Origin of the sequence: Delftia sp. RIT313, from assembly GCF_000632165.1 — a bacterium.
GTDB lineage: Bacteria > Pseudomonadota > Gammaproteobacteria > Burkholderiales > Burkholderiaceae_C > Comamonas > Comamonas acidovorans.
The window spans coordinates 157,844-181,156 of sequence record NZ_JFYT01000001.1 but is presented as its reverse complement, the minus strand read 5'-3'; the positions used below and the strand labels follow the sequence as shown (position 1 = coordinate 181,156).

The 23,313-nt window shown below is 67.8% G+C and carries 20 protein-coding genes; 15 read left to right on the top strand and 5 right to left on the bottom strand.

What is annotated here, in order from left to right:
• Positions 1-265 precede the first annotated feature (265 nt).
• The gene (locus tag BW39_RS00775) at positions 266-1,588 is read left to right on the top strand and encodes an NAD(P)/FAD-dependent oxidoreductase (protein WP_013801159.1); all 1,323 of its coding nucleotides are present in this window, start codon (positions 266-268) and stop codon (positions 1,586-1,588) included.
• 16 nt (positions 1,589-1,604) lie between these two features.
• On the opposite strand, the gene BW39_RS00770 is transcribed toward BW39_RS00775, so the two are convergent.
• The 5 genes from BW39_RS00770 to BW39_RS00750 all read right to left on the bottom strand — a co-directional run bounded on the left by BW39_RS00770 (position 1,605) and on the right by BW39_RS00750 (position 8,972).
• Positions 1,605-3,248 carry a phospholipase D family protein gene (locus tag BW39_RS00770; protein ID WP_043819121.1) on the bottom strand — a complete coding sequence of 548 codons (1,644 nt, stop codon included), beginning with the start codon at positions 3,246-3,248 and terminating at the stop codon, positions 1,605-1,607.
• A 23-nt stretch (positions 3,249-3,271) separates the two neighbouring features.
• A complete protein-coding gene (gltS, locus tag BW39_RS00765; protein WP_043819118.1) occupies positions 3,272-4,501 on the bottom strand; it encodes a sodium/glutamate symporter in 1,230 nt (409 codons plus the stop codon).
• A gap of 137 nt (positions 4,502-4,638) precedes the next feature.
• A complete protein-coding gene (locus BW39_RS00760; protein WP_043819117.1) occupies positions 4,639-6,273 on the bottom strand; it encodes an alkaline phosphatase D family protein in 1,635 nt (544 codons plus the stop codon).
• A gap of 61 nt (positions 6,274-6,334) precedes the next feature.
• A complete protein-coding gene (locus BW39_RS00755; protein ID WP_043819115.1) occupies positions 6,335-7,933 on the bottom strand; it encodes a GGDEF domain-containing protein in 1,599 nt (532 codons plus the stop codon).
• Positions 7,934-7,991: 58 nt separating this feature from the next.
• The gene (locus BW39_RS00750; protein ID WP_012206829.1) at positions 7,992-8,972 is read right to left on the bottom strand and encodes an NADPH:quinone oxidoreductase family protein; all 981 of its coding nucleotides are present in this window, start codon (positions 8,970-8,972) and stop codon (positions 7,992-7,994) included.
• A 117-nt stretch (positions 8,973-9,089) separates the two neighbouring features.
• Between BW39_RS00750 and surE the strand changes: the two genes are divergently transcribed.
• The 14 genes from surE (at position 9,090) to bamB (ending at position 23,309) form a co-directional block, all read left to right on the top strand.
• Positions 9,090-9,875: a 5'/3'-nucleotidase SurE gene (surE, locus tag BW39_RS00745; RefSeq protein ID WP_043782596.1), complete on the top strand. Its 786-nt coding sequence runs from the start codon at positions 9,090-9,092 to the stop codon at positions 9,873-9,875.
• Positions 9,872-10,660 carry a protein-L-isoaspartate(D-aspartate) O-methyltransferase gene (locus BW39_RS00740; RefSeq protein ID WP_013801166.1) on the top strand — a complete coding sequence of 263 codons (789 nt, stop codon included), beginning with the start codon at positions 9,872-9,874 and terminating at the stop codon, positions 10,658-10,660. Before surE ends, BW39_RS00740 begins: the two co-directional genes overlap by 4 nt.
• A 13-nt stretch (positions 10,661-10,673) precedes the next feature.
• Positions 10,674-11,552 carry a peptidoglycan DD-metalloendopeptidase family protein gene (locus tag BW39_RS00735; protein ID WP_043819114.1) on the top strand — a complete coding sequence of 293 codons (879 nt, stop codon included), beginning with the start codon at positions 10,674-10,676 and terminating at the stop codon, positions 11,550-11,552.
• Complete coding sequence (locus BW39_RS00730) at positions 11,552-12,622, top strand: RluA family pseudouridine synthase (protein WP_043819111.1); 1,071 nt, start codon at positions 11,552-11,554, stop codon at positions 12,620-12,622. Before BW39_RS00735 ends, BW39_RS00730 begins: the two co-directional genes overlap by 1 nt.
• Positions 12,623-12,732: 110 nt before the next feature.
• Complete coding sequence (gene scpB, locus BW39_RS00725) at positions 12,733-13,542, top strand: SMC-Scp complex subunit ScpB (RefSeq protein WP_043819110.1); 810 nt, start codon at positions 12,733-12,735, stop codon at positions 13,540-13,542.
• Positions 13,539-14,942, top strand: a complete 1,404-nt coding sequence (locus tag BW39_RS00720; RefSeq protein WP_043819108.1) for a pseudouridine synthase — start codon at positions 13,539-13,541, stop codon at positions 14,940-14,942. Before scpB ends, BW39_RS00720 begins: the two co-directional genes overlap by 4 nt.
• A 169-nt stretch (positions 14,943-15,111) precedes the next feature.
• The gene (gene ndk, locus BW39_RS00715) at positions 15,112-15,537 is read left to right on the top strand and encodes a nucleoside-diphosphate kinase (protein ID WP_012206822.1); all 426 of its coding nucleotides are present in this window, start codon (positions 15,112-15,114) and stop codon (positions 15,535-15,537) included.
• Between the two features lie 92 nt (positions 15,538-15,629).
• Positions 15,630-16,754, top strand: a complete 1,125-nt coding sequence (gene rlmN, locus BW39_RS00710; RefSeq protein ID WP_034396288.1) for a 23S rRNA (adenine(2503)-C(2))-methyltransferase RlmN — start codon at positions 15,630-15,632, stop codon at positions 16,752-16,754.
• Positions 16,755-16,803: 49 nt separating this feature from the next.
• Complete coding sequence (gene pilW, locus BW39_RS00705; protein WP_232245236.1) at positions 16,804-17,664, top strand: type IV pilus biogenesis/stability protein PilW; 861 nt, start codon at positions 16,804-16,806, stop codon at positions 17,662-17,664.
• Positions 17,657-18,646, top strand: coding sequence for a RodZ domain-containing protein (locus BW39_RS00700; RefSeq protein ID WP_043819106.1), 990 nt, complete (start codon positions 17,657-17,659; stop codon positions 18,644-18,646). Before pilW ends, BW39_RS00700 begins: the two co-directional genes overlap by 8 nt.
• A gap of 2 nt (positions 18,647-18,648) precedes the next feature.
• On the top strand, positions 18,649-19,932 hold the full coding sequence (gene ispG / locus BW39_RS00695; protein ID WP_012206818.1) for a flavodoxin-dependent (E)-4-hydroxy-3-methylbut-2-enyl-diphosphate synthase: 1,284 nt from the start codon (positions 18,649-18,651) through the stop codon (positions 19,930-19,932).
• A 185-nt stretch (positions 19,933-20,117) separates the two neighbouring features.
• Positions 20,118-21,377, top strand: a complete 1,260-nt coding sequence (gene hisS / locus BW39_RS00690) for a histidine--tRNA ligase (RefSeq protein WP_235264136.1) — start codon at positions 20,118-20,120, stop codon at positions 21,375-21,377.
• Positions 21,378-21,447: 70 nt separating this feature from the next.
• Positions 21,448-22,131 carry a YfgM family protein gene (locus tag BW39_RS00685; protein WP_012206816.1) on the top strand — a complete coding sequence of 228 codons (684 nt, stop codon included), beginning with the start codon at positions 21,448-21,450 and terminating at the stop codon, positions 22,129-22,131.
• A gap of 20 nt (positions 22,132-22,151) precedes the next feature.
• Positions 22,152-23,309: an outer membrane protein assembly factor BamB gene (gene bamB / locus BW39_RS00680; protein WP_043819101.1), complete on the top strand. Its 1,158-nt coding sequence runs from the start codon at positions 22,152-22,154 to the stop codon at positions 23,307-23,309.
• Positions 23,310-23,313 lie beyond the last annotated feature (4 nt).

Sequence of the window (23,313 nt, the reverse complement as noted above, 5' to 3'; positions counted from 1 at the left end):
GGGTGACCGCTCTTTTATTGATAGCGTGATGGCCAGATCCGGCGGTCGATTCGGCAGGGACGATGTTTTTCCGAAGCACGGTCCCCTACAAGACCCGGCCTTGCGCGACCGGCGGTCTTCTATCAGATATCTGTTGCAGATCTGGGGCTTACCCCTAGCAAGTCGCCTGCTACCCAAACTGACAAGAATCAAGACTGTCTGGAAGCGAATGTCCTGCAAGCCGGCGCATGGTGCGGCCGGCCGGGCCTTCCGGCAGGGAGCAGCAATGGGCAAGGAACAAGAAGCGGGTTCGGCAACGGGATCGGGCGGGGCGCGCATTGTCGTCGTGGGCGGTGGCGTGGCGGGGCTGGAGATTGCCACGGCGCTGGGCAAGGGGCGCACGGACGCCATCGGCTCCGTGACCCTGGTGGACAGCGATTCGGCCCATGTCTGGAAGCCCATGCTGCACACCATTGCGGCCGGCACGCGCGACCTGGCCCAGCAGCAGACCACCTACCTGGCCCAGGCCAGCGACGCCAGCTTTGCCTACCAGCCCGGCGAAATGTGCGGCCTGGACCGCGAGGCCCGCGAGGTGCTGCTGGCCCCCATCGAGGCGCCCGATGGCCGCGAGATCGTGCCGGGCCGGCGCATTGCCTACGACAGGCTGGTGATCGCCGTGGGCAGCGGCGCCAATGATTTCGGCACGCCGGGCGTGGACGAGCACTGCTTCATGATCGACTCGCGCCGCAAGGCCGATGCCTTCAACAGCGAGATCCGCCTGCGCATGGTGCGCTGCATGACCAGCGGCGAGCAGCTGCGCGTGGCCATCGTGGGCGGCGGCGCCACGGGCGTGGAGCTGGCGGCCGAGCTGGTGCAGCTGGCCGAGAGCGCCCGGGCCTATGGCGCGCTGGGCGAGGCCGCGCGCTTCGGCATCGTGCTGATCGAGGCCGGGCCACGCCTGCTGCCCGGTTTTCCTGAAGAGATTTCCGAAGCCACGCGCCTGCGGCTGCAGGCCCTGGGCGTTTCGGTGATCGTCAACGGCCGCGTGCAGTCGGCCAGCGAAGAGGGGTTCGTTCTGGCCAGCGGCGAGTTCGTCCCCGCAGGCCTGCGTGTCTGGGCAGCGGGCGTGAAGGCCCCGGCCTTCCTGGCGCAGCTGGGACTGGAGACCACGCAAGGCAACCAGCTCAAGGTCAACGGCCAGCTGCAGACCAGCGACCCCCATGTCTACGCCGTGGGGGATTGCGCCAGCTTCACCCTGCCCGGTGCCAGCGTGCCGCTGCCGCCCACCGCCCAGGTGGCGCACCAGCAGGCCCGCTATCTGGTGGAGACGCTGCCGCGCCTGCTGAAGGAGCCGGGTTTCCGTCCCGAAGGCTTTGCCTACCGCGACTTTGGCGCCCTGGTGTCATTGGCCCATTACGACGCCTATGGATCGCTGGGCAAATTCGGCCTGTTCAACGGCGGCGTGATCCGCGGGCGCATGGCCATGCTGAGCCACATCATGCTGTACCGCTCGCACCAGGCGCGCATCTACGGCTTTTGGCGCGGCGGGCTGCTGTGGCTGATCGATTTGATGAATTCGCGCCTGCGCCCGTCGATCCGGCTGGACTGAGCGGCCAGGCCCGGCATCAAAGCAGCCCCTCGATGGGCAGCCAGCCCAGCACGCGCAGCATCAGGCGCTTGAATGCACTGCTGCCGGGCTCGGTGGTGGTGGTGAGTGGCTCAGGCGGCGTGCCGCTTTCCGTGGTCCAGCTCAGGCGGCCCTGTACATCGATCTGCACGTGGTAGGCGGCGGACGGCAGGCTCTGGTCGAGCATGCGGCTCATCTGCGAAGCCATCTCGGGGCTGTCGATCAGCAGGCCCATCTCGGTGTTGAGGTGGGCCGAGCGCGGGTCGAAGTTGAACGAGCCCACGAAGATGCGCTCGCCATCGACCGCAAAAGTCTTCGCATGCAGGCTGGAGCCCGAGCTGCCGGGGCGGCTGCCAGAACCCACGCCCGCCTTCCCGCCCGACTTCCCGCCCGAGGACGCGGCGGGCGACGGTAGCCCTTGCCGGGGCACGCCTGCCTCGGCGGCGGGCGTGTCCGGCTCGCCGATCTGGCGGCGCAGCTCGTACAGCTGTACGCCTTCCTCGATCAGCGGGCGCCGGTACCGGGCATAGCCGGCGTGGACCACGGCCACGTCGGTCGCCTCCAGGCTGTTGGTGAGCACGCGCACGGCAATGCCCTGGCGGCGCAGGCCGGCCAGGGCGCGCACACCGGCCTCGGTGGGCACGAAGTAGGGCGAGACCAGGTCCAGCTGGCGCTGCGGCTGGCCGATGGCGGGTGCCAGCTGCGTGATCAGCAGCCCCTGCCTGGGCACCTGGCCCAGCACCTTGGCCGGGTCGTCGCTGACCAGGGTGGTGCGGGCCCATTGCAGTGGCAGGCGGCCGGCCAGCAGCTCTTGCGTGAACGGGCTTTGCGCCACGGCGCGCACATAGGCCTGGGCCTCGGGGCGCTGCACCTCGGTGGCCAGGGCCTCGCTGGCGCGCGCCACCGCATAGTCGGGCAGCGGCGGCAGCAGGCTGGCCACGGGGTAGGCCGAGGCGCTGGCCCAGTACTGGTCGAACGAGTGCGCGATATCGGCCACCACCGGCCCCATGGCGACCACGTCCAGGTCGGCGAACAGCACGCCGTCGGTGGCCGCGAAGTACTCGTCGCCGATGTTGCGTCCACCCACGATGCTGGCCTGGCTGTCGGCCGTGAAGCTCTTGTTGTGCATGCGCCGCTGCGTGCGCGAGAAATCCGTCACATAGCCCAGCGCCTTGGGCGTGCGCTGCGCAAAGGGGTTGAACAGCCGCACCTCGATCTGCGGATGCCGGTCCAGCGCGCTGAGCTGCGTGTCCAGCCCCGCCGTGCCGCCGTCGTCCAGCAGCAGGCGCACGCGCACGCCCCGGTCGGCGGCCTGGCGCAGTTCGTCGAGCAGCAGGTGGCCCGTGGTGTCGTCACGCCAGATGTAGTACTGCACATCCAGCGTGCGCTGGGCCACGCGGGCCAGCAGGGCACGCGCCGCGTAGGCGTTGCGTGCATCGGAAAGCGCGTGGATGCCGGTAAGCCCCGGATGCTGGTCCAGCAGCGGTGCCAGCGCCTGGCCCAGCAGCGTGGCCTGGGCGGCTTCTGGCGGCAGCGCCGTGGATTCGCTGCGGCCGGCCAGCGGCGGCAGGCTGCAGCCTGCCAGCAGCAGGGCCAGGACGAGCGCTTGGGTGGCGGCAAGGGCGCGGCGCAGCAGCGGCATGGGGCGTTCAGTGTTGGCGGTGGTCAGTGCAGCCAGCGGATGAACAGCTGGATCACCGTGGCATTGACGATGTCGACGAAGAAGGCGCCCACCATCGGCACGATGAGGAAGGCCTTGTGCGAGGGGCCGTACTGGTTGGTGATGGCCTGCATGTTGGCCACGGCCGTGGGCGTGGCACCCATGCCGAAACCGCAGTGGCCGGCGGCCAGCACGGCCGCATCGTAGTTGCTGCCCATGATGCGGAAGGTCACCAGCGCGGCATACAGGCCCATCACCAGGGTCTGGGCCGCCAGGATCACCATCAGCGGCGCCGCCAGCCCCGCCAGCTCCCACAGCTTGAGCGACAGCAGGGCCATGGCCAGGTAGATGGACAGCGAGGCATTGCCGAAGACGTCGATGGCCCGGTCGAATACCTGGAAGTGAAAGACATAGTCCAGCGTGTTGCGGATCACGACGCCGCCTGCCAGCGCCCAGACGAAGGTGGGCAGGGAGAACAGGGTGCCGGCGGTGAGCTGCGCCATGAACTCGGCAAAGCCCAGGCAGCCTGCGAACAGGGCCAGTGTTTCTATGGCCGCGCTGGTGGTGATCAGGCGCGTCTGCTCGGGATTCTCGAAGCCGCCGTGGCTTGCACTTTCGCCCAGCGGGGGCTGTTTTTCGGGGGCGGCTGCGGGGTCATGCACGGCAAGCCTGCGGCGCGTGATCAGGGCCTTGGCCAGCGGGCCGCCGATCAGGCCGCCGATCACCAGTCCGAAGGTGGCACAGGCAATGCCCAGCGTGACCGCGCCCTGGATGCCGTACTCGCGCTCGAAAACCTGGCCCCAGGCGCCTGCCGTGCCATGGCCGCCCGTCAGGGTGACGGAGCCTGCGATCAGCCCGAACAGCGGGTCGAGCCCGAGCATCGTGGCCAGGCTCACGCCCACCAGGTCCTGCAGGCCGATGAAGACGGCGACCACGGCCAGGAACAGCAGCAGCGAACGGCCGCCTTCGCGCAGCTTGGCGAAATTGGCGCTCAGCCCGATGGAGGAGAAAAACACCAGCATGAAGGCCATCTGCAGCTCGCTGCTGAAGCTGAAGGTGTAGCCCAGGGTCTGGTTGAGCACGAACAGGGCGACGGCGACGACCAGACCGCCGGCCACGGGCTCGGGGATGTTGAATTCGCGCAGCAGGCGCAGGTGCTGCACCAGCCATTTGCCCAGCAAAAGGACGAGGGCGGCGAAGATCAGGGTGTAGTAGGCGCTGAAAGTCAGGTGCATGGCTTCCGTGTTCTGGTGGGCGAGGCAAGGCAGCTCACCATACGATAGGCGGCATGCCGGGTGGCGATGTCAGGATAGCCACTGATTCCGAGGCCTGCTGAAAGTGCCCTTCGGTCGTGCCCTGCGTCAGTGCCCTGTCAGCTGGCTACGGGGCCGGGCCGCCTGTCCTCGACGGTGAAGCGGGCCAGCGTGTAGATGCGGCTGTCGGCGCGCATGGGGTTGGCCACGGCACGCAGCTCGCTGGTCCAGCGTTCGGGCGTGATGTCTGCCAGGCCATAGCCGCGTTCCTCGCAGCGTGCGTACAGCACCTGCGGGTTGTGGGCGACGATGGCATCGACCTTGGCCTGTGTGGTGCCGCTGCGCGAGGTGATCGAGGTGCTGCAGAACTCGCTGGCCACGATGGGGTTGCGCCGTTCGGGCGCGGCCTCGGGATCGGCGTGCACGGCACAGACGTAGTTCTGGTGCAGGTCGCCGCCCAGCAGCACGCTGTTGCGCGGCGTGGGCTGGGCGCCCGGCGTGAGGTGGCGCACCAGGCGCTGGCGCGCGGCCGGGTAGCCGTCCCAGCTGTCCGTGGCCTGCGATCCCGAGGGCGGCCGGTGCGCCGACAGCAGGGTGGGCTGGGCCAGGATGCTCCAGCGCGGCCCCTCGCTGCCCTGGTGGCGTGCGTCCTCGGCCAGTTGGCGGTACAGCCACTGCTCCTGGGTCCAGCCCAGGAAGCTGCGCGCCGTGTCCGACAGGGCGGCACATTGCGCAGGGCGCACGCTGCCCTTGTCTGCCTCGCCCTCGATGCGGCAGGCCTGGGCGCTGCGGTACTGGCGGCCGTCCAGCAGATGCAGCCGGGCCAGCCGGCCCCATTGCAGGCTGCGGTACAGCTGCAGTCCGCCGCCGCCATGCGATGCCCCGGCGCCCGTCAGCGCGCTGGCGCGCAGCGGCATGTTTTCGTAGAAGGCCTGCCAGGCGGCCATGCGCCGGGCCAGGAAACGCGCGGCATCGCCCTGGCCCTGGTCGCCCGCGTAGTTGTTCTCCACCTCATGGTCGTCCCAGCCCACGGACCAGTTGCACAGGGCATGCGCGGCCTGCAGCAGCGGGTCGCTCTTGTGCAGGGCGTAGCGGTCGCGGTAGTCCTGCAGGGTCTGTGCGGCGCGCAGGCTGTGCGTGCGGGCCAGGCCCAGCGTCATGGCGGGCGTTGCGTATTCGTAGATGTAGTCGCCCAGGAAGATCACCAGGTCCGGCGCATCCTGCACCACCTGGCGCCAGGCCGCGTAGTAGCCGTGCTCCCAGCGCTGGCAGGAGGCATAGGCCAGGCGCAGGCGCTGCGGCATGCTGCCGGGGGCGGGCGCCGTGCGGCAGCGGCCCGTGCCGCTGACCGCCTGTCCCAGCATGAAGCGGTAGTGGTACCAGCGGTCGGGCGCCAGTCCTCCCACCTGCACATGCACGCCGTGGCCCCATTCGGGCTGGGCCATGGCCTCGCCGCTGCGCACGATCTGGCGGAACAGCGGGTCGTGCGCCAGCTCCCAGCGGATCTTGAGCGCAGGCATGGCCGTGGTGTCGGTCTCGCCCAGCTGGGCCAGCGGTGGCGTCAGCCGCGTCCACAGCAGCACGTTGTCGGGTTCGGGGTCGCCGCTGGCCACGCCCAGCGTGAAGGGGTTGTGCGCAGGCCGCTCGCCCAGCCGGGCCCAGGCAGGCAACTGGCCCAGCGCCGTGGCCAGGCCCGAGCCGACCAGAAACTGGCGCCGCGGTGCAGGGACGGAGGCGCGGAAGGGCAGGTGCATGGCGGTTCGGGGCAGGTGGCGCAAAAAAGCGGGGAAAGACGGGGCGTGGCCTTGGGGTGGATCAAAGGCCGGCGCCTGCATTTCCAACTGGCTGCCATTGTGCGCCTGATGCTGTGGCAATGCAGTGCTTGCCGCGCTCCTTGGCCTGCAGCATGGCGGTGTCGGCGCGGCGCAGCACGTCCATGCCGTTTTCGTGGCTTTGCAACTGGGCCACGCCCGCGCTGAAGCTCAGGGGCCGGGGTGCGGGCTGGCCTGGGGGCTGAGCAGATGCGGGCAAAGGCGCCTGCTCCAGCAACTGCAGAAGGCGCTGCAGCGCCTGGGCGCCCGCCGTCTCCGGGGTCTGCGGCAGCAGCAGCACGAAGGCCTGGCCTTCATAGCGGCCCACCACGTCTTCCGGGCGCAGCCCTTGGCGCGCCAACTGGGCCACATGCACCAGAGCGGCATCGCCCATGGCATGCCCCAGCTCGGCATTGAGGGCCTGCATGCCGTCCATGTCGACCAGGGCAACGCTCAGAGGCTGGCCATGGCGCTGTGCGCGTGCCACCTCGCGGTCCAGCGCCTCGCTCACGCCCAGGCGGTTGAGCTGGCCGGTCAGCGGGTCGTGGCGTGCGCGGCGCGCGGCCTCGTCCAGCTCCTGCTGCAGTGTTTCGATGCGGGCCTCGCAGGCATCGACATGGGCGCGCAGCGCCTGCAGCTCCTCCTGGGCCACGCGGCTGCCGGCGGCCATGGTGCGCGTGGCCTCCAGCACCTGCTGCAGCAGCGGGGCTGCGTCTTCCAGGCGCTGGATGCCGTCCAGCTGGCGTGCCGCCTCTTCCATGCGGGCGCCCAGCGTTTCGTTGCTGCTCGTGATCTGCGCCAGGTGCTGCACGAAGCCGCCCAGCATGTCCCTGAGCGCCTGCTGCGCGGCGGCCATGCCGTCCTGCAGCTGCAGGCGCCGGTGGATCACGGTCTGCAGCTCGCGCCGTGCATCGGCCAGAGGCGCGGGCGACAGCGGCGGGGTGATGGCCTGCTCGATGGCCGTGAGCTGCTGCACCAGCCAGCTGCCATGCGTGGGGTCCTGGGCCAGGTGCTGCACCAGGGTCTGCAGCAACTCCTGCATCAACTGCAGGACCTGAAGCTGGTCGGCGATGGCGAACGACAGCTGGTAGTGCTGGTCGTGCAGGCGCCGCGCCAGGGCCTTGGCATCCACGGGCGGCGATTGCAGCTGCTCCATTAGCTGCTGGTGCAGTTGCCGGGTTTTGGTGTCCTGGGTGTCCAGCAGCGTGGACAAGGACTCGAAGCGCCGTGCCAACTGCTGGGTCAGGTCGTCGGGCAGGGCCTGGACGGGCGGCGGCACGGGCAGCTCCACGGGCCTGGCCTCATGGGCAGGCGGCTGCAGGGCCGCGTTGGCATAGGCGGTGATGACCTGCTGCAGCCCTTGCCAGTCGCTGCGCTCTATGGCGGCGCCCAACTGGTCGCGCAGGCGCTTCTGTCCGGGCGTCTGCGCAGGCAAAAGCGCATGGACATGGCGCAGCGGGCCCTGGGGAAAGCTGGCGGGGCCGGGCTCGCCGGCCGCCTGTTCATAGAGGCGGGTGTAGTTTTCCGGGGTGGGCGGCAGGCGGTTCAGCGCCAGTTGCCGCAGGGTTTCGCGTGCCAGTTCGGAAGCGGAGCGCTCGGCCATGGGTGGGCAGTTGTTTCAGAATGCAATGCCCTCCAGTGTGGCATGGCCAGCGCCCGGTTCACTGCTCGTTGACCATCACCAGCTTGCCCTGCACCTGGCGCGATCCCATGCGCGCATAGGCGGCGTGCAGTTCGGCCATGGGCATGGTGCGGTCGATCACGGGCTTGATCTTTCCCTGGCCGTACCACTGCGCCAGCTCCTGCATCATGGCCGCGTTGGCCTTGGGTTCGCGCCGGGAGAACTCGCCCCAGAAGACGCCCACCAGCGATGCGCCCTTGAGCAGCGGCAGGTTCAGCGGCAGGGCAGGAATCGGGCCTGCGGCAAAGCCCACGATCAGATAACGGCCGCGCCAGGCGATGGAGCGGAAGGCCGGCTCGGCGAAGTCGCCGCCCACGGGGTCGTAGACCACGTCTGGGCCCTTGCCGTCGGTGGCTTCCTTGATGGCGGCGCGCAGGTCGCCCTGGCTGTAGTTGATGGTGGCATCGGCGCCCTGTGCCTTGCACAGCGCGCATTTCTCGTCGGTGGAGGCCGCTGCGATCACACGCGCACCCGCCGCCTTGGCGATCTGGATGGCGGCCGTGCCCACGCCGCCCGCTGCGCCCAGCACCAGCACGGTCTCGCCCGCGCGCAGCTGGCCGCGGTCGATCAGCGCATGGTGCGAGGTGGCATAGGTCATGATGAAGGCCGCAGCATCGACGAAGCTGAAACCGTCTGGCAGCGGCATGCACAGCGCGGCCGGCGCCAGCGTATGGGTGCCGAAGCCACCCGTGCCCGAAAGGCAGGCCACGCGCTGGCCCACGGCCAGGTGGCTCACGCCCTCACCCACGGCCTGGACCACGCCCGCGTATTCCGAGCCCGGCACGAACGGCAGCTCAGGCTTCATCTGGTACTTGTTCTGCACGATCAGCAGATCGGGAAAGTTCAGGCTGGCCGCCTTCACTTCGAGCAGTACCTGCCCCGGGCCCGGCGTGGGCGTGGGCAGCTGCGTCCACTGCAGTTGATCGACGCCTGTGGGCGTGGTGCAAAGCCAAGCGTGCATGGTGGTTGTCTCCTGTGATTGAATGCCTGGCCGATGATAGGAGTGTGGTGGGAATGCCTCCTGTCCCTCGGGCGACGAGACGCCCGCCTACAATCGCCCGCAATCCCTGCTGTATCCATGAAGATTCTCATTTGTAACGACGACGGCTACCAGGCGCCCGGCATCCAGGCCCTGTACGAGGCGCTGCGCACGGTGGCAGACGTCGAGGTGGTGGCACCGGAGCACAACAACAGTGCCAAGTCCAACGCCCTGACGCTGAACGCGCCGCTGTATGTGCACCAGGCCCACAACGGCTTTCGCTATGTCAATGGCACGCCTGCGGACTGCGTGCACATCGCCCTGACCGGCCTGCTGGGCTACCGGCCCGACCTGGTGGTCTCGGGCATCAACAACGGCGCCAACATGGGCGACGACACCATCTATTCCGGCACCGTGGGCGCCGCCATGGAAGGCTTTCTGTTCGGCATTCCCTCCATTGCCTTCTCGCAGGTGGACAAGGGCTGGTCCGAGATCGAGGCCGCTGCCGCCGCCGCGCGCCAGCTGGTCATGGACATGCAATCGCAGGAACTGATCGGCCTGTCGCCCTGGCTGCTCAACGTGAACATTCCCAACATGCCCTTGTCCGCGCTCAAGCCCCTCAAGCTGTGCCGGCTGGGCCGCCGCCATGCGGCCGAACGCGTCATCACCCAGGAGAGCCCGCGCGGCGAAATGATGTACTGGATAGGCAGCGCAGGCGCGGCCAAGGATGACTCGGAGGGCACGGACTTCCACGCTACGGCGCACGGCCATGTGTCCGTCACGCCGCTGAAGGTGGACCTGACCGACCACGACAACCTGGGCTACTGGGCACAGACGGCGGCCAGGCTGGCGTCGGCCGGCCAGGGCGGGGCGGTGCAACCGTGAGCGAGCGCCGTCCCGGAGTTCCCTCGTGGGTGGCGCGCTCGGTGCAGACCCCTGCGCCGGCCTCGCGCGCGGCGCCTGCGCGCTCTGCGCTGGCGCCGGCCGGTGCCCGTGTCCCGCAACAGCCCTCGGGCATCGGCCTGGACTCGGCCGCCGTCCGCGCCCGCATGGTGCAGCGGCTGGCTGCCACCGGCATACAGTCGCCGGCCGTGCTGGCCGCCATGGGATCGGTGGAGCGCCACCGCTTTGTGGACAGCGCCCTGGTCAACCAGGCCTATGAAGACACCAGCCTGCCCATTGGCCTGGGCCAGACGATCTCCAAGCCCAGCGTGGTCGCCCGCATGACCGAGCTGCTGCTGGGTTCGGAAGCCGCGAAGTCGGGCCTGGGCCGCGTGCTGGAAATCGGCACGGGCTGCGGCTACCAGGCGGCGGTGCTGGCGCGCGTGGCACGCGAGGTCTATTCGATCGAGCGCCTGCGCGGCCTGCACGAGAAAGCGCGCAGCAACCTGCGGCCCTGGCGGCTGACCAATGTCCATCTGATCTTTGGAGATGGCATGGAAGGCTATGGCAGCGGAGCGCCGTATGCGGGCATCATCTCGGCCGCTGGCGGCGAGAGCATGCCCTCGGCCTGGTGCGACCAGCTGGCCGTGGGCGGGCGGCTTGTCGCGCCCATGGTGGTTACGGGTGGTAAGCAGGCACTGCTGGTGATTGACAAGAGTTCACACGGGTTTACGCAGTCGATTTTGGAGGCCGTGAACTTTGTCCCCCTAAAATCGGGCATCGCCTAGAAGGGAATAACTTATGTTGGTATCGCGAAGTCTTGGGGCTTGGGGAACGGTGGTGCTTGCCGGCATGGTTCTGGCAGGCTGCACATCCCAAGTGAACAGGGCTCCCGTGGAGGACCGTGGAACGACCACCACCTCCTCCACCTCTTCCTCGCCATCGGCAGCCGTCAAGCCGCTGCCCGGCGTCGAAAACGCCGGCAAGCCCGGCTACTACACGATCAAGCCCGGTGACACGCTGATCCGCATCGGCCTGGAAACCGGCCAGAGCTGGAAGGACATCGCGCGCTGGAACAATCTGGAGAACCCCAACCTGATCGAAGTCGGTCAGGTGGTGCGCGTCGTGCCTCCGACCAGCTCGGACAGCGTCGGCACGCGCCCCTCGTCCACTGCCTCCTCCACGCCCAGCGGCTCGCCCGTGGTGGCAACGCCGCTGCCGCCCGTGGCATCGTCGGGCGGCTCCACGGCAACGCCTGCACCCGCACCGACCCCGGCACCCACCCCTGCACCCGCAGCCGGCAAGGGCGCCGACGATGTGGACTTCATCTGGCCTGCATCGGGCAGCCTGATCGCCGGTTTTGACGAGGCGCGCAACAAGGGTTACGACATCGCAGGCAAGGCCGGCGATCCCGTGATGGCCGCTGCCGATGGCCGCGTGGTCTATGCCGGCGCCGGCCTGCGTGGCTATGGCAACCTGATCATCCTCAAGCACAACAACACCTACCTCACGGCCTACGCGCACAACCAGACGCTGCTGGTCAAGGAAGACCAGACCGTGCGCAAGGGCCAGAAGATCGCCGAGATGGGCAGCACCGACGCGGACCGCGTGAAGCTGCACTTCGAGGTGCGTCGCCAGGGCAAGCCTGTCGATCCTTCGCGCTACCTGCCTTCTCGCTGATGAGCCGCAGCACCAGGCAAACCGGACAAGCCCCTGCCCCGCAGGGGCTTGTTTCTTCTGCGCCCGGCGAATCGCCGTGGGAGCCGGGCGAGGACGAGGCCGAAGGCGGCGAGGTCGAGGCTGCCGCAGCCGAGCTGCGCGAGATCACCGTGCCGCCGGCCCAGCACGGCCTGCGCGCCGACAAGGTGCTGGCCGAATGCGTGGCCGAGTTCTCCCGCAGCTATCTGCAGCAACTGCTGGCGCAGGGCGCGGTCACGCTCAATGGGCGTGTGCTGGTCAAGCCGGCCACCAAGGTGGCCGCCGGCGACCGGATGGTGCTGGAGATGCGGCCCACGCAGCAGAGCATGGCCTTCCAGCCCGAAGACATGGCGCTGGACGTGGTGTATGAGGACGAGCACCTGCTGGTCGTCAACAAGCCGGCTGGCCTGGTCGTGCACCCGGCTCCGGGCAATTGGACGGGAACCCTGCTCAACGGCCTGCTGGGGCGCGACCCCAAGGCGCGGGAGGTGCCGCGCGCCGGCATCGTCCACCGCCTGGACAAGGACACCAGCGGACTCATGGTGGTGGCGCGCAGCCGCGCCGCCATGGACGCGCTGGTGGCCATGATCGCCGCGCGCGATGTCAGCCGCCAGTACCTGGCGCTGGCCCACAAGGCCTGGGGCCCGCGCAAGCGCCGCGAGGTCGATGCGCCCATCGGCCGCGACCCGCGCAACCGCCTGCGCATGGCCGTGGTCGACCTGGCGCAACATGCAGGCAAGACCGCGCGCACCGACATCGACCTGCTGGCCGGCAACGAGGAAGTCAGCTTGGTGCGCTGCACGCTGCACACGGGCCGCACCCACCAGATCCGCGTGCACATGGCATCGCTGGGCCACCCGCTGGTGGCCGATGCCGTCTACGGCGGCAAGGAGGCTGGCGGCATGGCGCGCCAGGCGCTGCACGCCTTCCGGCTGGCCTTCACCCATCCCATGACAGGCCAGGCCCTGGTGCTGCGCGCGCCGCTGCCGCCCGATATGGCACAGGCGCTGGAAAATTGGGGGCTGAGCTACAATCCCGCCGAAAGCCTCTGACCATCTCTCGCATGGCATCCGTGGAGCGCTTGCTTCCTCTTCTTTGATTCGGCGCACCCTGGCTGCCACCTCTGGTGGCACGCGCGCCTTTGTTCCCGAGACGCTGAGCCATGAATACGGTAGATGCCAAGCGGGTCCTGGAAACTGCATTGATCTGTGCGCCGCAGCCTGTCACGCTGCGTGAGCTGCGCTCGCTGTTCGATGACGTGCTGGGCTCCGACACGCTGAAGGACCTGCTGCTGGACCTGCAGAAAGACTGGGCGCAAAAGGGTGTGGAGTTGGTGCAGGTGGCGTCTGGATGGCGCTTCCAGAGCCGGCCCGAGATGCGGGTCTATCTGGACCGGCTGCATCCCGAAAAGCCGCCACGCTACACCCGCGCGACCCTGGAGACGCTGGCGATCATCGCCTACCGCCAGCCAGTGACGCGCGGCGACATCGAGGACATACGCGGCGTGACGGTCAACAGCCTGCTGATCAAGCAACTGGAAGACCGGGGATGGATCGAGGTCATTGGCCACCGGGAAACCGTGGGCCGGCCCTCTTTGTTCGCCACCACGCGCCAGTTTCTGGACGACCTGGGCCTGCAGTCGCTGGACCAGTTGCCCATGCTCGAGGAGCCCGAATCCCAGCAAAGCCTGTTCAAGGCGCTGGAAGAGTCGGGTGCGCAGGAATTGGCAGCGGACGAGGCCGCGCCAGCCGGTGACGCTCCCTTGCCGGAAGAGCCCCAGGGCGAGGCAGATGCCACGGAATCGGACGGGGCAGATGCCGCAATGGCAGCAGATACGGCTCAAGCAGATACAGCAGACCTGGCGGATGCGGCAGACGCAGCGGATGCGGCAGAGGCAACAGACGCAACGGATACAGCGGATACAACGGATACGGACGGCACTGCAAAGCAGGCCGAAGAAGGAAAGCCATGACGGGTAGTGATATCTCCAAAGACCAGGACGCCCAGCCGGCGTCCGATGAGGCCGGCGCGCAGCGCAAGGCCCGCCCCGCGCGCTCGCGCGCTCCCAAGGCCGGGGCGCGGCCCGGCGCCAAGCCTGTGCGCAAGCCGCGTCCGGCCGCCGAGGCGGTGCATGCCGAAGACACCGTGCAAGAGCTGGTGCCGGCTGATGCATCAGAGTCAAGCGACTCAGGGTCTGTCGAAGGCTACGGTTTTGCGGACGTCATCTCGGGCGAGCTCGACGCTGCCGAAGAGCGCGACGATGCCGCGCCTGCCAAGCGCGTGCTGCTGCCCCAGGTCGATTCGCCCAAGCTGCACAAGGTGCTGGCCCAGGCCGGGCTGGGATCGCGCCTGGAAATGGAGCAGCTCATTCTTGAAGGCCGCATCTCGGTCAACAACGAGCCTGCCCACGTGGGCCAGCGCATCCAGTTCGGCGACCAGATCAAGGTCAATGGCCAGCCCATCCGCTTTCGCATCGACCCGCCGCCGGCGCGTGTCATCGCCTATCACAAGCCCGTGGGCGAGGTCGTCACGCATGACGATCCGCAAAACCGTCCCACGGTGTTCCGCAAGCTGCCTCGCCTGCAGCATGGCAAATGGCAATCGGTGGGTCGCCTGGACCTGAACACCGAAGGCCTGCTGCTGTTCACCAGCTCGGGCGAGCTGGCCAACTCCCTGATGCACCCGCGCTTCGGCCTGGAGCGCGAATACGCGGCCCGCGTGCTGGGCGCGCTCAGCAAGGAAGAAAAGCAGCGCCTGACCGACGGCGTGCAGCTGGAAGACGGCGTGGCCGCTTTCGGCTCCATTGAAGACGGCGGTGGTGAAGGCGCCAACTGCTGGTACCGCGTGACCATTTCCGAAGGCCGCAACCGCGAAGTGCGCCGCATGTTCGAGGCGGTGGGCCATGCCGTGAGCCGGCTGATCCGCATCCGCTACGGCGCCATGGTGCTGCCGCGCGGCCTCAAGCGCGGCGCCTGGGTGGAGCTGGACCAGGCCGACATCCAGTCCCTGGCTTCGGCAGCCGGCATGCAGGCGCGTGCGCCCGCTGCACCCAAGCCCCCGGCCGGAGGCCGCCGTGGTGGCCCGGCAGACCGCAACACCGTTCGCCGCGAAGGCGGCGGCCGCTACTTCGACGGCAATCGCCCGGCGCCCAACGCCATGCTCGACGGCCCGCGTGCCAAGCCTGCCGCCAAGGGCGGCAAGGCTGACGGCGGCCAGGGACAGGGCAAGGGGCAGGGCGGTGCAGGCGGGCGGGGCAAGGGCGGCGGCAGCCAGCAGCCCGATCCGATGCGTACATCGGTGGGCTACATCGGCTCCGACAGCCTGTCGCGTGCACGCCAGAACGCCAAGCGCAAGCCGGGAGGACGCCGCTGAAAGGCGGCCGGGCCGTCCGCCTTCTGGTTCATCCAGAGGTGGTCGGCCCGCCCTGTAAGCCTGCCATTTGGCAGCACCATGTCATCAAGGACTTTGATGGCACAGCTAGAATCAACGGTTTTGTCCAATTGACAAAAATCCATAGTAACCCTGATTAGGAACCATTCAAATGGCCATCGAACGCACTCTTTCCATCATCAAGCCCGACGCCGTTGCCAAGAACGTGATCGGCCAGATCTACGCACGCTTCGAAGGCGCTGGCCTGAAGGTCATCGCTGCCAAGATGGTGCACCTGTCGCGCGGCGAAGCCGAGCAGTTCTACGGCGTCCACAAGGAGCGTCCTTTCTTCAAGGACCTGGTGGACTTCATGGTCTCCGGCCCCGTGATGATCCAGGCTCTGGAAGGCGAGAACGCCATCCTGAAGAACCGCGAACTGATGGGCGCCACCGACCCCAAGAAGGCTGAGAAGGGCACGATCCGCGCCGACTTCGCCGACAGCATCGACGCCAACGCCGTGCACGGCTCTGACGCCGCTGAAACTGCAGCCGTGGAAGTGGCTTTCTTCTTCCCCGGCATGAACGTCTACTCGCGCTAATCCCCGCGTCTTCCGCGGCCGTCATGGTCTGTCCGGTGCAGGCCGTGCCTGCCGCGGAAGAGCCGAGAGCGGCGTGGCACCGGCCTGCCGACATGAATACCAATTTGCTAGATTTTGATCTCGACGGACTTGCCGCTTACTGCGAGCAACTCGGCGAGAAGCGTTTCCGCGCGACGCAGCTGTTCCGCTGGATCCACCAGCGAGGCGCCAGCGACTTCGACCAGATGAGCGATCTGGCCAAGTCCCTGCGCGAAAAGCTCAAGGCGTGTGCCCACATCACGGCCCTGCCGGTTCTGACCGAGCATGTGTCTGCCGATGGAACAGTCAAGTGGCTGTTCGACGTGGGGGGCGGCGATGCCGTCGAAGCCGTTTTCATTCCCGAAGATGACCGGGGCACGCTGTGCGTGTCGTCCCAGGCGGGCTGCGCCGTGGGCTGTCGCTTCTGCTCCACGGGTCACCAGGGCTTCAGCCGCAACCTCAGCACGGGCGAGATCCTGGCCCAGCTGTGGTATGCCGAGCATGCGCTGCGCAAGCGCCTGGGCACGGGCGGCGAGCGCGTCATCTCCAACGTGGTGATGATGGGCATGGGCGAGCCGCTGCAGAACTACACGGCCCTGGTGCCGGCGCTGCGCGCCATGCTCGATGACCATGGCTACGGCCTCTCGCGCCGCCGTGTGACCGTGTCCACCTCGGGCGTGGTGCCGATGATCGACCGGCTGTCCCAGGACTGCGCCGTGGCCATGGCCGTGTCGCTGCACGCGCCCAATGACGAGCTGCGCGACCCGCTGGTGCCGTTGAACCGCAAGTACCCCATCCACGAGCTGCTCGATGCCTGCGAGCGCTACCTGGAATTCGCTCCCCGTGACTTCATCACGTTCGAATACTGCATGCTCGATGGCGTCAATGACCAGCCTGAGCATGCGCGCCAACTGATAGAGTTGGTCCGCGCGCGTGGCGATGGCCGCAGCTGGTGCAAGTTCAACCTGATTCCGTTCAATCCGTTCCCGGCCTCGGGGCTGCTGCGTTCACCCGCAGCGCGGGTGACGGAGTTCGCCAGCCTGCTGAGCAATGCCGGCATCGTGACCACGGTGCGCAAGACACGTGGCGACGACATCGATGCAGCCTGCGGACAGCTGGCTGGCGATGTCAAGGACCGCACGCGCGCTGCCGAGCGCATGGCCAGGCAGCGCACCATTGTTCTCAAGCAGGTGCCTTGAGAAGACCTGGGGCATGCCTGGCATGCCCCGACGGAACAAAGGACAGTTCATGAAGTCAGTGGCTCGGCGGCTGCGAACGGGGGATTTCGGTACAGGCATGCGCTGGGCAGTGCCCGCGCTGGTTCTTTTCTTGGCGGGCTGCGCAGGCAAGCAGCCTTTGGTGCCCCCGACGAATTCTGGCTCCGGCAACGCTTCCTCCGTCTCCAATGCCTCGATGGCTTCTGCCGCCGAGGCCGATCCCCGCCGCCGCGCAAGCATCCGCCTGGAGCTGGCGGCTTCCTATTTCCAGGCTGGCCGCATCGATGTGGCCCTGGAAGAGGTGAACCAGGCGCTGGCCGCTGACCCCAGTTCCGCCGACGGCTACGGCCTGCTGGCCCTGATCTACATGCGCAACCAGGACTGGGACCAGGCTGACGCCAGCCTGCGCAAGGCGATGTCGCTGCGTCCCCAGGACGGCGACCTGCAGCACAACTACGGCTGGCTGCTGTGCCAGCGCAAGCAATACGCGCAAGCCCAGGAATGGCTGGACAAGGCCCTGGCCCAGCCCGGCTACCTGGAGCGCCCCAAAACCTGGATGGCCAAGGGCCTGTGCCTGCAGCAGGCCGGCCTGCTGGTCGAGGCCCAGCAGGCGCTGCTCAAGGGCTATGAACTCGATCCCGCCAACCCGGTGATCGCCTACCACCTGAGCAACGTGATGCTGCAGGGCGGCGACGCCAAGAGGGCGCAGTTCTACATCCGGCGCCTGAACAGCAGTCCCCAGTCCAATGCGGAAAGCCTGTGGCTGGGGATCAAGATAGAGAGGGCGCTGCAGCAATCTGCAGCGATGCGGCAGCTGGCTGACCAGCTGCACCAGCGCTTCCCCGAGTCCCGCCAATGGCTGGCCTACGAGCGTGGAGCATTCAATGAGTGAGGTGTTGGCGGTGCATGACGAAGCAGGTACGCAAGGCGAGAACGCACAAACTTCCATGACGGCGGGCACGCTGCTGCGCCAGGCGCGCGAGGCGGCGGGTCTGTCTCTGGCCGGGCTGGCGGCGGCACTCAAGGTGCCGGCCCCCAAGCTGGAGGCGCTGGAGGCGGATGACTACGCCGCATTCCAGGACCATGTCTTCATGCGGGCCCTGGCGCAAAGCGTCTGCCGCACGCTGCGCATGGACTCGGCATCGGTGCTGGCCCTGCTGCCGCGCACCCAGCTCAAGAGCCTGGCCGATGATCGCGGCAGCATCAACGCCACGTTCAAGGAGCGCTCCTTCAAGGCCACCGGAACATCGCTGGGACGTGAAAACGGCTCGCGCAAGGTGGCCATCATCGTGCTGCTGCTGCTGGCCGCTGCCGCTGCCGTCTACTTCCTGCCCAAGCATGAAGGCGATGCCGAAGAGCCGCAGGCCGGCGCTTCCGATGCCGCTGCCCTGGTGCAGCCTGCAGGGACTGTGTCCGAGCCCGTGGCCGCCCAGGAGCCCGTTGCGCCTGCGGCGACGACGCCGGCCGATCTGCCGGCTGCATCTGCCTCCGCATCTGCATCTGCACCGGCAACTTCAGCGCCTGCAGCGGCAGCCGTTCCGGCTCCTGCGTCCACCACAACGTCTGCTGCCCCTGCCGCCGATGCGCCTGCCGATGGCGCAGCAGCGACATCGGCAGTCACTGCGGCGCAAACGCCTGGTGGCGTGCTGGTCATGAAGGCCAACGCACAATCGTGGGTACAGGTCAAGGATTCCAGCGGCCGCGTGGTGCTGCAAAAGACGCTGGCGGCCGGTGAATCCATTGGCGCCGAGGGCGCGCTGCCGCTGTCGGTCATCGTCGGCAATGCCAGCGGCACCGAGGTGCGTGTGCGTGGCGAATTGCTGGAAGTCGCCAAGACCACCCGCGACAATGTGGCCCGCTTTGAGGTGAAGTGACCGTGCAAGATCTCCCCATCACGCAGCAGCCGATAGCGATTGCCTCGCCGCTGCCGCGCAAGTCCCGCCAGGCCCGTGTGGTCTGGCGCAACAACGTCGTCACCGTGGGTGGCGATGCGCCTGTGCGCGTGCAGTCCATGACCAACACCGATACGGTGGACGCGGTCGAGACGGCCATTCAGGTGCGCCAACTGGCCCAGGCCGGCTCGGAGATGGTGCGCATCACCGTCAACACGCCCGAGGCGGCCGCCGCCGTGCCCTACATCCGCGAGCAGCTGGACCGCATGGGCGAGTACGTGCCGCTGGTGGGTGACTTCCACTACAACGGCCACCGCCTGCTCACCGAATACCCGGCCTGCGCCGAGGCACTGTCCAAGTACCGCATCAACCCCGGCAACGTTGGCAAGGGCGACAAGAAGGACAAGCAGTTCGGCCAGATGATCGAGGCGGCGGCCCGCTACGACAAGGCCGTGCGCATCGGTGTCAACTGGGGCTCGCTGGACCAGGAACTGATGGCCCGGCTGATGGACGAGAACTCGCGCCGCGCCCAGCCCTGGGACACGCGCCAGGTCATGTTCGAGGCGCTGATTTCCTCTGCCGTCGATTCCGCGCGCCTGGCCGAGTCCATGGGCCTGAATGGCGACAACATCATCCTGTCGTGCAAGGTCAGCGGCGTGCAGGACCTGATCTCGGTCTACCGGGCCCTTGCGCAACGCTGCGACTATGCGCTGCACCTGGGCCTGACCGAAGCCGGCATGGGCACCAAGGGCACGGTGGCCTCGGCCGCCGCGCTGTCCGTGCTGCTGCAGGAAGGCATTGGCGACACCATCCGCGTCTCGCTCACGCCCCAGCCCGGCGAGGCGCGCACGCAGGAAGTGGTGGTCGCCTCCGAAATCCTGCAGGCCCTGGGCCTGCGCATCTTCGTGCCCAGCGTCACGGCCTGCCCGGGCTGCGGCCGCACCACCAGCACCACCTTCCAGGAACTGGCCAAGCAGATCGATGACTATTTGCGTGGCCAGATGCCGCTGTGGCGCATGAAGTATCCCGGTGTCGAGGCGATGAAGGTGGCCGTGATGGGCTGCATCGTCAACGGCCCCGGCGAGAGCAAGCACGCCAACATCGGCATCAGCCTTCCCGGCACGGGCGAGGCGCCCGCCGCCCCGGTCTACATCGACGGGGAAAAGGCGCTCACGCTGCGCGGCGAGCGGATTGCCGAGGAATTCCAGGCACTGGTCGAAAATTATGTGGCGCGCACCTATGGCGCCACCGCCGCTGCACCCGCCTGATCGGCTGCACCGAGCATTGCAGTTATTGCAAAATAGATAGCGCACCACGCTTTGCCTCATTGGCTCTCACGCGAAACAGGCGTTGAGAGCATGGGGCGAAAAAAGCGGGGTCAGCGCCTGTTTCCGAGCATTCATCGAACGAGAACAACGTGGCCAAACCCGAAAAACTTTCCGCCGTCAAAGGCATGAACGACATTCTTCCCGTCGAGTCCGCTCGCTGGGAATGGCTGGAAGCGCAGGTGCGTGAATTGATGGCGCGCTTTGCCTACCGCAACGTGCGCACGCCCATCGTCGAGCATACGCAGCTGTTCGTTCGTGGCATCGGCGAGGTGACGGACATTGTCGAGAAGGAGATGTACTCCTTCGAGGACAAGCTCAACGGCGAGCGCCTGACGCTGCGCCCCGAAGGCACGGCCAGCCTGGTGCGCGCCACCATCGAGAACAATCTGCTGTACGACGGCGGCAAGCGCATGTGGTACATGGGGCCCATGTTCCGCCATGAGCGCCCGCAGCGCGGCCGTTACCGCCAGTTCCACCAGATCGGCGCCGAGGCCCTGGGCTTTGCCGGCCCCGATGTCGATGCCGAACTCATCATGCTGGCCGTTTCCCTGTGGAAGCAGCTGGGCCTGACCCAGTGGCGCCTGGAAATCAACAGCCTGGGCCAGCCCGAGGAGCGCCAGGCACACCGCCAGGCCCTGATCGCCTACCTGGAGCAGCACCAGGACGTGATGGACGAAGAGGCCAAGCGCCGCATGTACAGCAACCCGCTGCGCGTGCTGGACACCAAGAACCCCGCCATGCAGGACATGGTCAACGGCGCGCCGCGCCTGCTGGACTTCCTGGGCGAGGGCTCGCTGGCCCACTTCGACGGGCTCAAGGCCATCCTGGACGCCAACGGCGTGCCCTGGACCGTGAACCCGCGCCTGGTGCGCGGCCTGGACTACTACAACCTGACGGTGTTCGAGTTCATCACCGACATGCTGGGCTCGCAGGGCACCATCTGCGCGGGCGGCCGCTACGACTACCTGATCGAACAGGTGGGCGGCAAGAGCGCGCCTGCCGTGGGCTGGGCATTGGGTGTGGAACGCGTGCTGGAACTCGTCAAGGAGCTCGGCACCGACATTCCCGCGCCCACGCTGCATGCCTATGCCATCGTCCCCGATGTGGCGGCCATGCCCGTGGCGCTGCGCACCCTGCAGCAGCTGCGCGAGGCCGGTGTGCGCGTGCAGATGCACGCGGCCAGCGCCGAAGGCATGGGCAGCATGAAGTCGCAGTTCAAGAAGGCCGATGCCAGCGGCGCACATTTCGCGCTGATCTTCGGCTCCGATGAGCTGCAGCAGGGCCTGGTCACCGTCAAGTCGCTGCGCGACGGCGCGGGCCAGCAGGTGCAGCAAGCCCTGGCTGATGCGGCCCAATGGGCTGCCACCCTACAATCGGCGGTTTGACCAGCATCCGCAGCTTTTCAAGCGACCGCTCCAGCGGCGACCTCCATACATAAAGCGACACAGGCGATCCATGGCAAACCATTTCGATCTCGAAGAACAAGAGCAGATAGAGCAGCTCAAGCATTTCTGGAATACCTGGGGCACGTTGATCACCGGCGTGCTCGTGGTCATCTTCGTCGGCTTTGCCGGCTGGAATGGCTACCAGTACTGGGAAAAGCGCCAGGCCACGCAGGCTGCCGCTCTGGCGCATGCCGTTGACGTGGCGCTGGCTGGCAAGGACGCGGCGCGCGCCGGCCAGGCCTTCGCCGATCTCAAGGACAAGTACGCCGGCACCACGCAGGCGGCCCAGGCCGGCCTGCTGCTGGCCAAGGCTGCAGTGGACGAAGGCAAGCTCGATGACGCCAAGGCAGCCCTGAGCTGGGTGGCCGACAAGGGCGACGAAGGCTACAAGGCCCTGGCCAAGCTGCGCCTGAGCGCCGTGCTCGAGCAGCAAAAGCAATACGACGAAGCCCTCAAGGCGCTGGAAGGCAGCATGCCCGAATCCTTCGCCGGCATCGTGGCCGATCGCCGTGGCGACATTCTTGCGGCCCAGGGCAAGCAGGCCGAGGCCATTGACGCCTACCAGCGCGCCCATGCCGCACTGGACAAGGGCGTGGACTATGGCCGCCTGATCGAGTTCAAGCTCAATGCGCTGGGTGCTGAACCCACCGTGCTGGCACAGGCCAAGACGTCGACTTCGGAGAAGCAACCTTGAAAACCTCGGCTGATCAATTGATGGCGATTTCGCGCCCGCGCGGCGTTGCGCGCTGGATGGCTCTGGGCCTGCTGGCCGGTGCCCTGGGTGGCTGCTCCACCGTGTCCTCGTGGTTCAGCAGCGACACCAAGCCCAAGCCCCAGGAGCTGGGTGCCAACCCCGGCCTGTTGGCCGTGCACCAGGCCTGGACCGCCAAGCTCGGCGCCGAAGTGCCGCTGGCCACCGACATCCATGTGCAGGGCGACACGCTGCTGATCGCTGCCAAGGACGGCAGCGTCACGGCCCTCGATGCGCGCAACGGCAGCCAGCTGTCGCGCTTCACCGTGGGCGAGCCGCTGACCGCGGGCGTGGGCGGTGACGCCGAGCGCCAGGCCGTGCTCACGCGCAGCAACCAGGTCATCGTCTACTCGCAAGGCAAGCAGCTGTGGAAGCAGCCGCTGCCCGCAGCCGCCTACACGCCGCCGCTGGTCGCAGGAGGCCGCGTCTTCGTGCTGGCAGCCGACCGCTCGCTGGCCGCTTTCGATGCCGCCAACGGCCGCAAGCTGTGGACCGCACAGCGCCCGGGCGAGCCCCTGGTGCTGCGCCAGCCCGGCGTGCTGATCGCCGTGGGCAACACGCTGGTGGCCGGCCTGTCGGGCCGCATGGTGGGTATCGATCCCGACACCGGCGCCGTGCGCTGGGAGGCCCCGCTGGCCAGCCCGCGCGGCACCAATGACGTGGAGCGCCTGGTGGACCTCGTGGGCCGCGTCAGCCGTGTCGGTGACAGCGTCTGCGCGCGTGCCTTCCAGGCTGCCGTGGGCTGTGTGGATACGCAAAACGCATCGGTGCGCTGGACCCAGCCGTCCAAGGGTGCCGATGGCATCGACGGCGATGGCGATGCCGTGTTCGGCGCCGAGAGCAATGGCACCGTCCAGGCCTGGCGCCGCGGCGACGGCTCGCGCGTGTGGTCCATCGACCAGCTGCAGCACCGCCGCCTGACGGCGCCGTTGATGCTGGGCCGCTCGGTGGTGTTTGGTGATGACTATGGTGTGGTGCACCTGCTGTCCAAGACGGACGGACAGGCGCTGGCACGATTGAAGACGGACGACTCCGGCGTGGCCTCGCCCCCGGTATCGGCTGCCAATACGCTGGTGGTGGTAAGCCGCAGCGGAACTGTGTACGGCTTCAGGCCGGATTGATAGG

Excerpts from the sequence above, each read along its gene's own strand:
- BW39_RS00700 (WP_043819106.1), top strand. The coding sequence starts at position 17,657 with ATGAGTGAGGTGTTGGCGGTGCATGACGAAGCAGGTACGCAAGGCGAG.
- scpB (WP_043819110.1), top strand. The coding sequence starts at position 12,733 with ATGAATACGGTAGATGCCAAGCGGGTCCTGGAAACTGCATTGATCTGT.
- pilW (WP_232245236.1), top strand. The coding sequence starts at position 16,804 with ATGAAGTCAGTGGCTCGGCGGCTGCGAACGGGGGATTTCGGTACAGGC.
- BW39_RS00750 (WP_012206829.1), bottom strand. The coding sequence starts at position 8,972 with ATGCACGCTTGGCTTTGCACCACGCCCACAGGCGTCGATCAACTGCAG.
- hisS (WP_235264136.1), top strand. The coding sequence starts at position 20,118 with ATGAACGACATTCTTCCCGTCGAGTCCGCTCGCTGGGAATGGCTGGAA.
- gltS (WP_043819118.1), bottom strand. The coding sequence starts at position 4,501 with ATGCACCTGACTTTCAGCGCCTACTACACCCTGATCTTCGCCGCCCTC.
- BW39_RS00720 (WP_043819108.1), top strand. The coding sequence starts at position 13,539 with ATGACGGGTAGTGATATCTCCAAAGACCAGGACGCCCAGCCGGCGTCC.
- BW39_RS00735 (WP_043819114.1), top strand. The coding sequence starts at position 10,674 with ATGTTGGTATCGCGAAGTCTTGGGGCTTGGGGAACGGTGGTGCTTGCC.
- bamB (WP_043819101.1), top strand. The coding sequence starts at position 22,152 with ATGGCGATTTCGCGCCCGCGCGGCGTTGCGCGCTGGATGGCTCTGGGC.
- BW39_RS00755 (WP_043819115.1), bottom strand. The coding sequence starts at position 7,933 with ATGGCCGAGCGCTCCGCTTCCGAACTGGCACGCGAAACCCTGCGGCAA.
- BW39_RS00685 (WP_012206816.1), top strand. The coding sequence starts at position 21,448 with ATGGCAAACCATTTCGATCTCGAAGAACAAGAGCAGATAGAGCAGCTC.
- surE (WP_043782596.1), top strand. The coding sequence starts at position 9,090 with ATGAAGATTCTCATTTGTAACGACGACGGCTACCAGGCGCCCGGCATC.
- BW39_RS00770 (WP_043819121.1), bottom strand. The coding sequence starts at position 3,248 with ATGCCGCTGCTGCGCCGCGCCCTTGCCGCCACCCAAGCGCTCGTCCTG.
- ndk (WP_012206822.1), top strand. The coding sequence starts at position 15,112 with ATGGCCATCGAACGCACTCTTTCCATCATCAAGCCCGACGCCGTTGCC.
- BW39_RS00760 (WP_043819117.1), bottom strand. The coding sequence starts at position 6,273 with ATGCACCTGCCCTTCCGCGCCTCCGTCCCTGCACCGCGGCGCCAGTTT.
- BW39_RS00775 (WP_013801159.1), top strand. The coding sequence starts at position 266 with ATGGGCAAGGAACAAGAAGCGGGTTCGGCAACGGGATCGGGCGGGGCG.
- rlmN (WP_034396288.1), top strand. The coding sequence starts at position 15,630 with ATGAATACCAATTTGCTAGATTTTGATCTCGACGGACTTGCCGCTTAC.
- BW39_RS00730 (WP_043819111.1), top strand. The coding sequence starts at position 11,552 with ATGAGCCGCAGCACCAGGCAAACCGGACAAGCCCCTGCCCCGCAGGGG.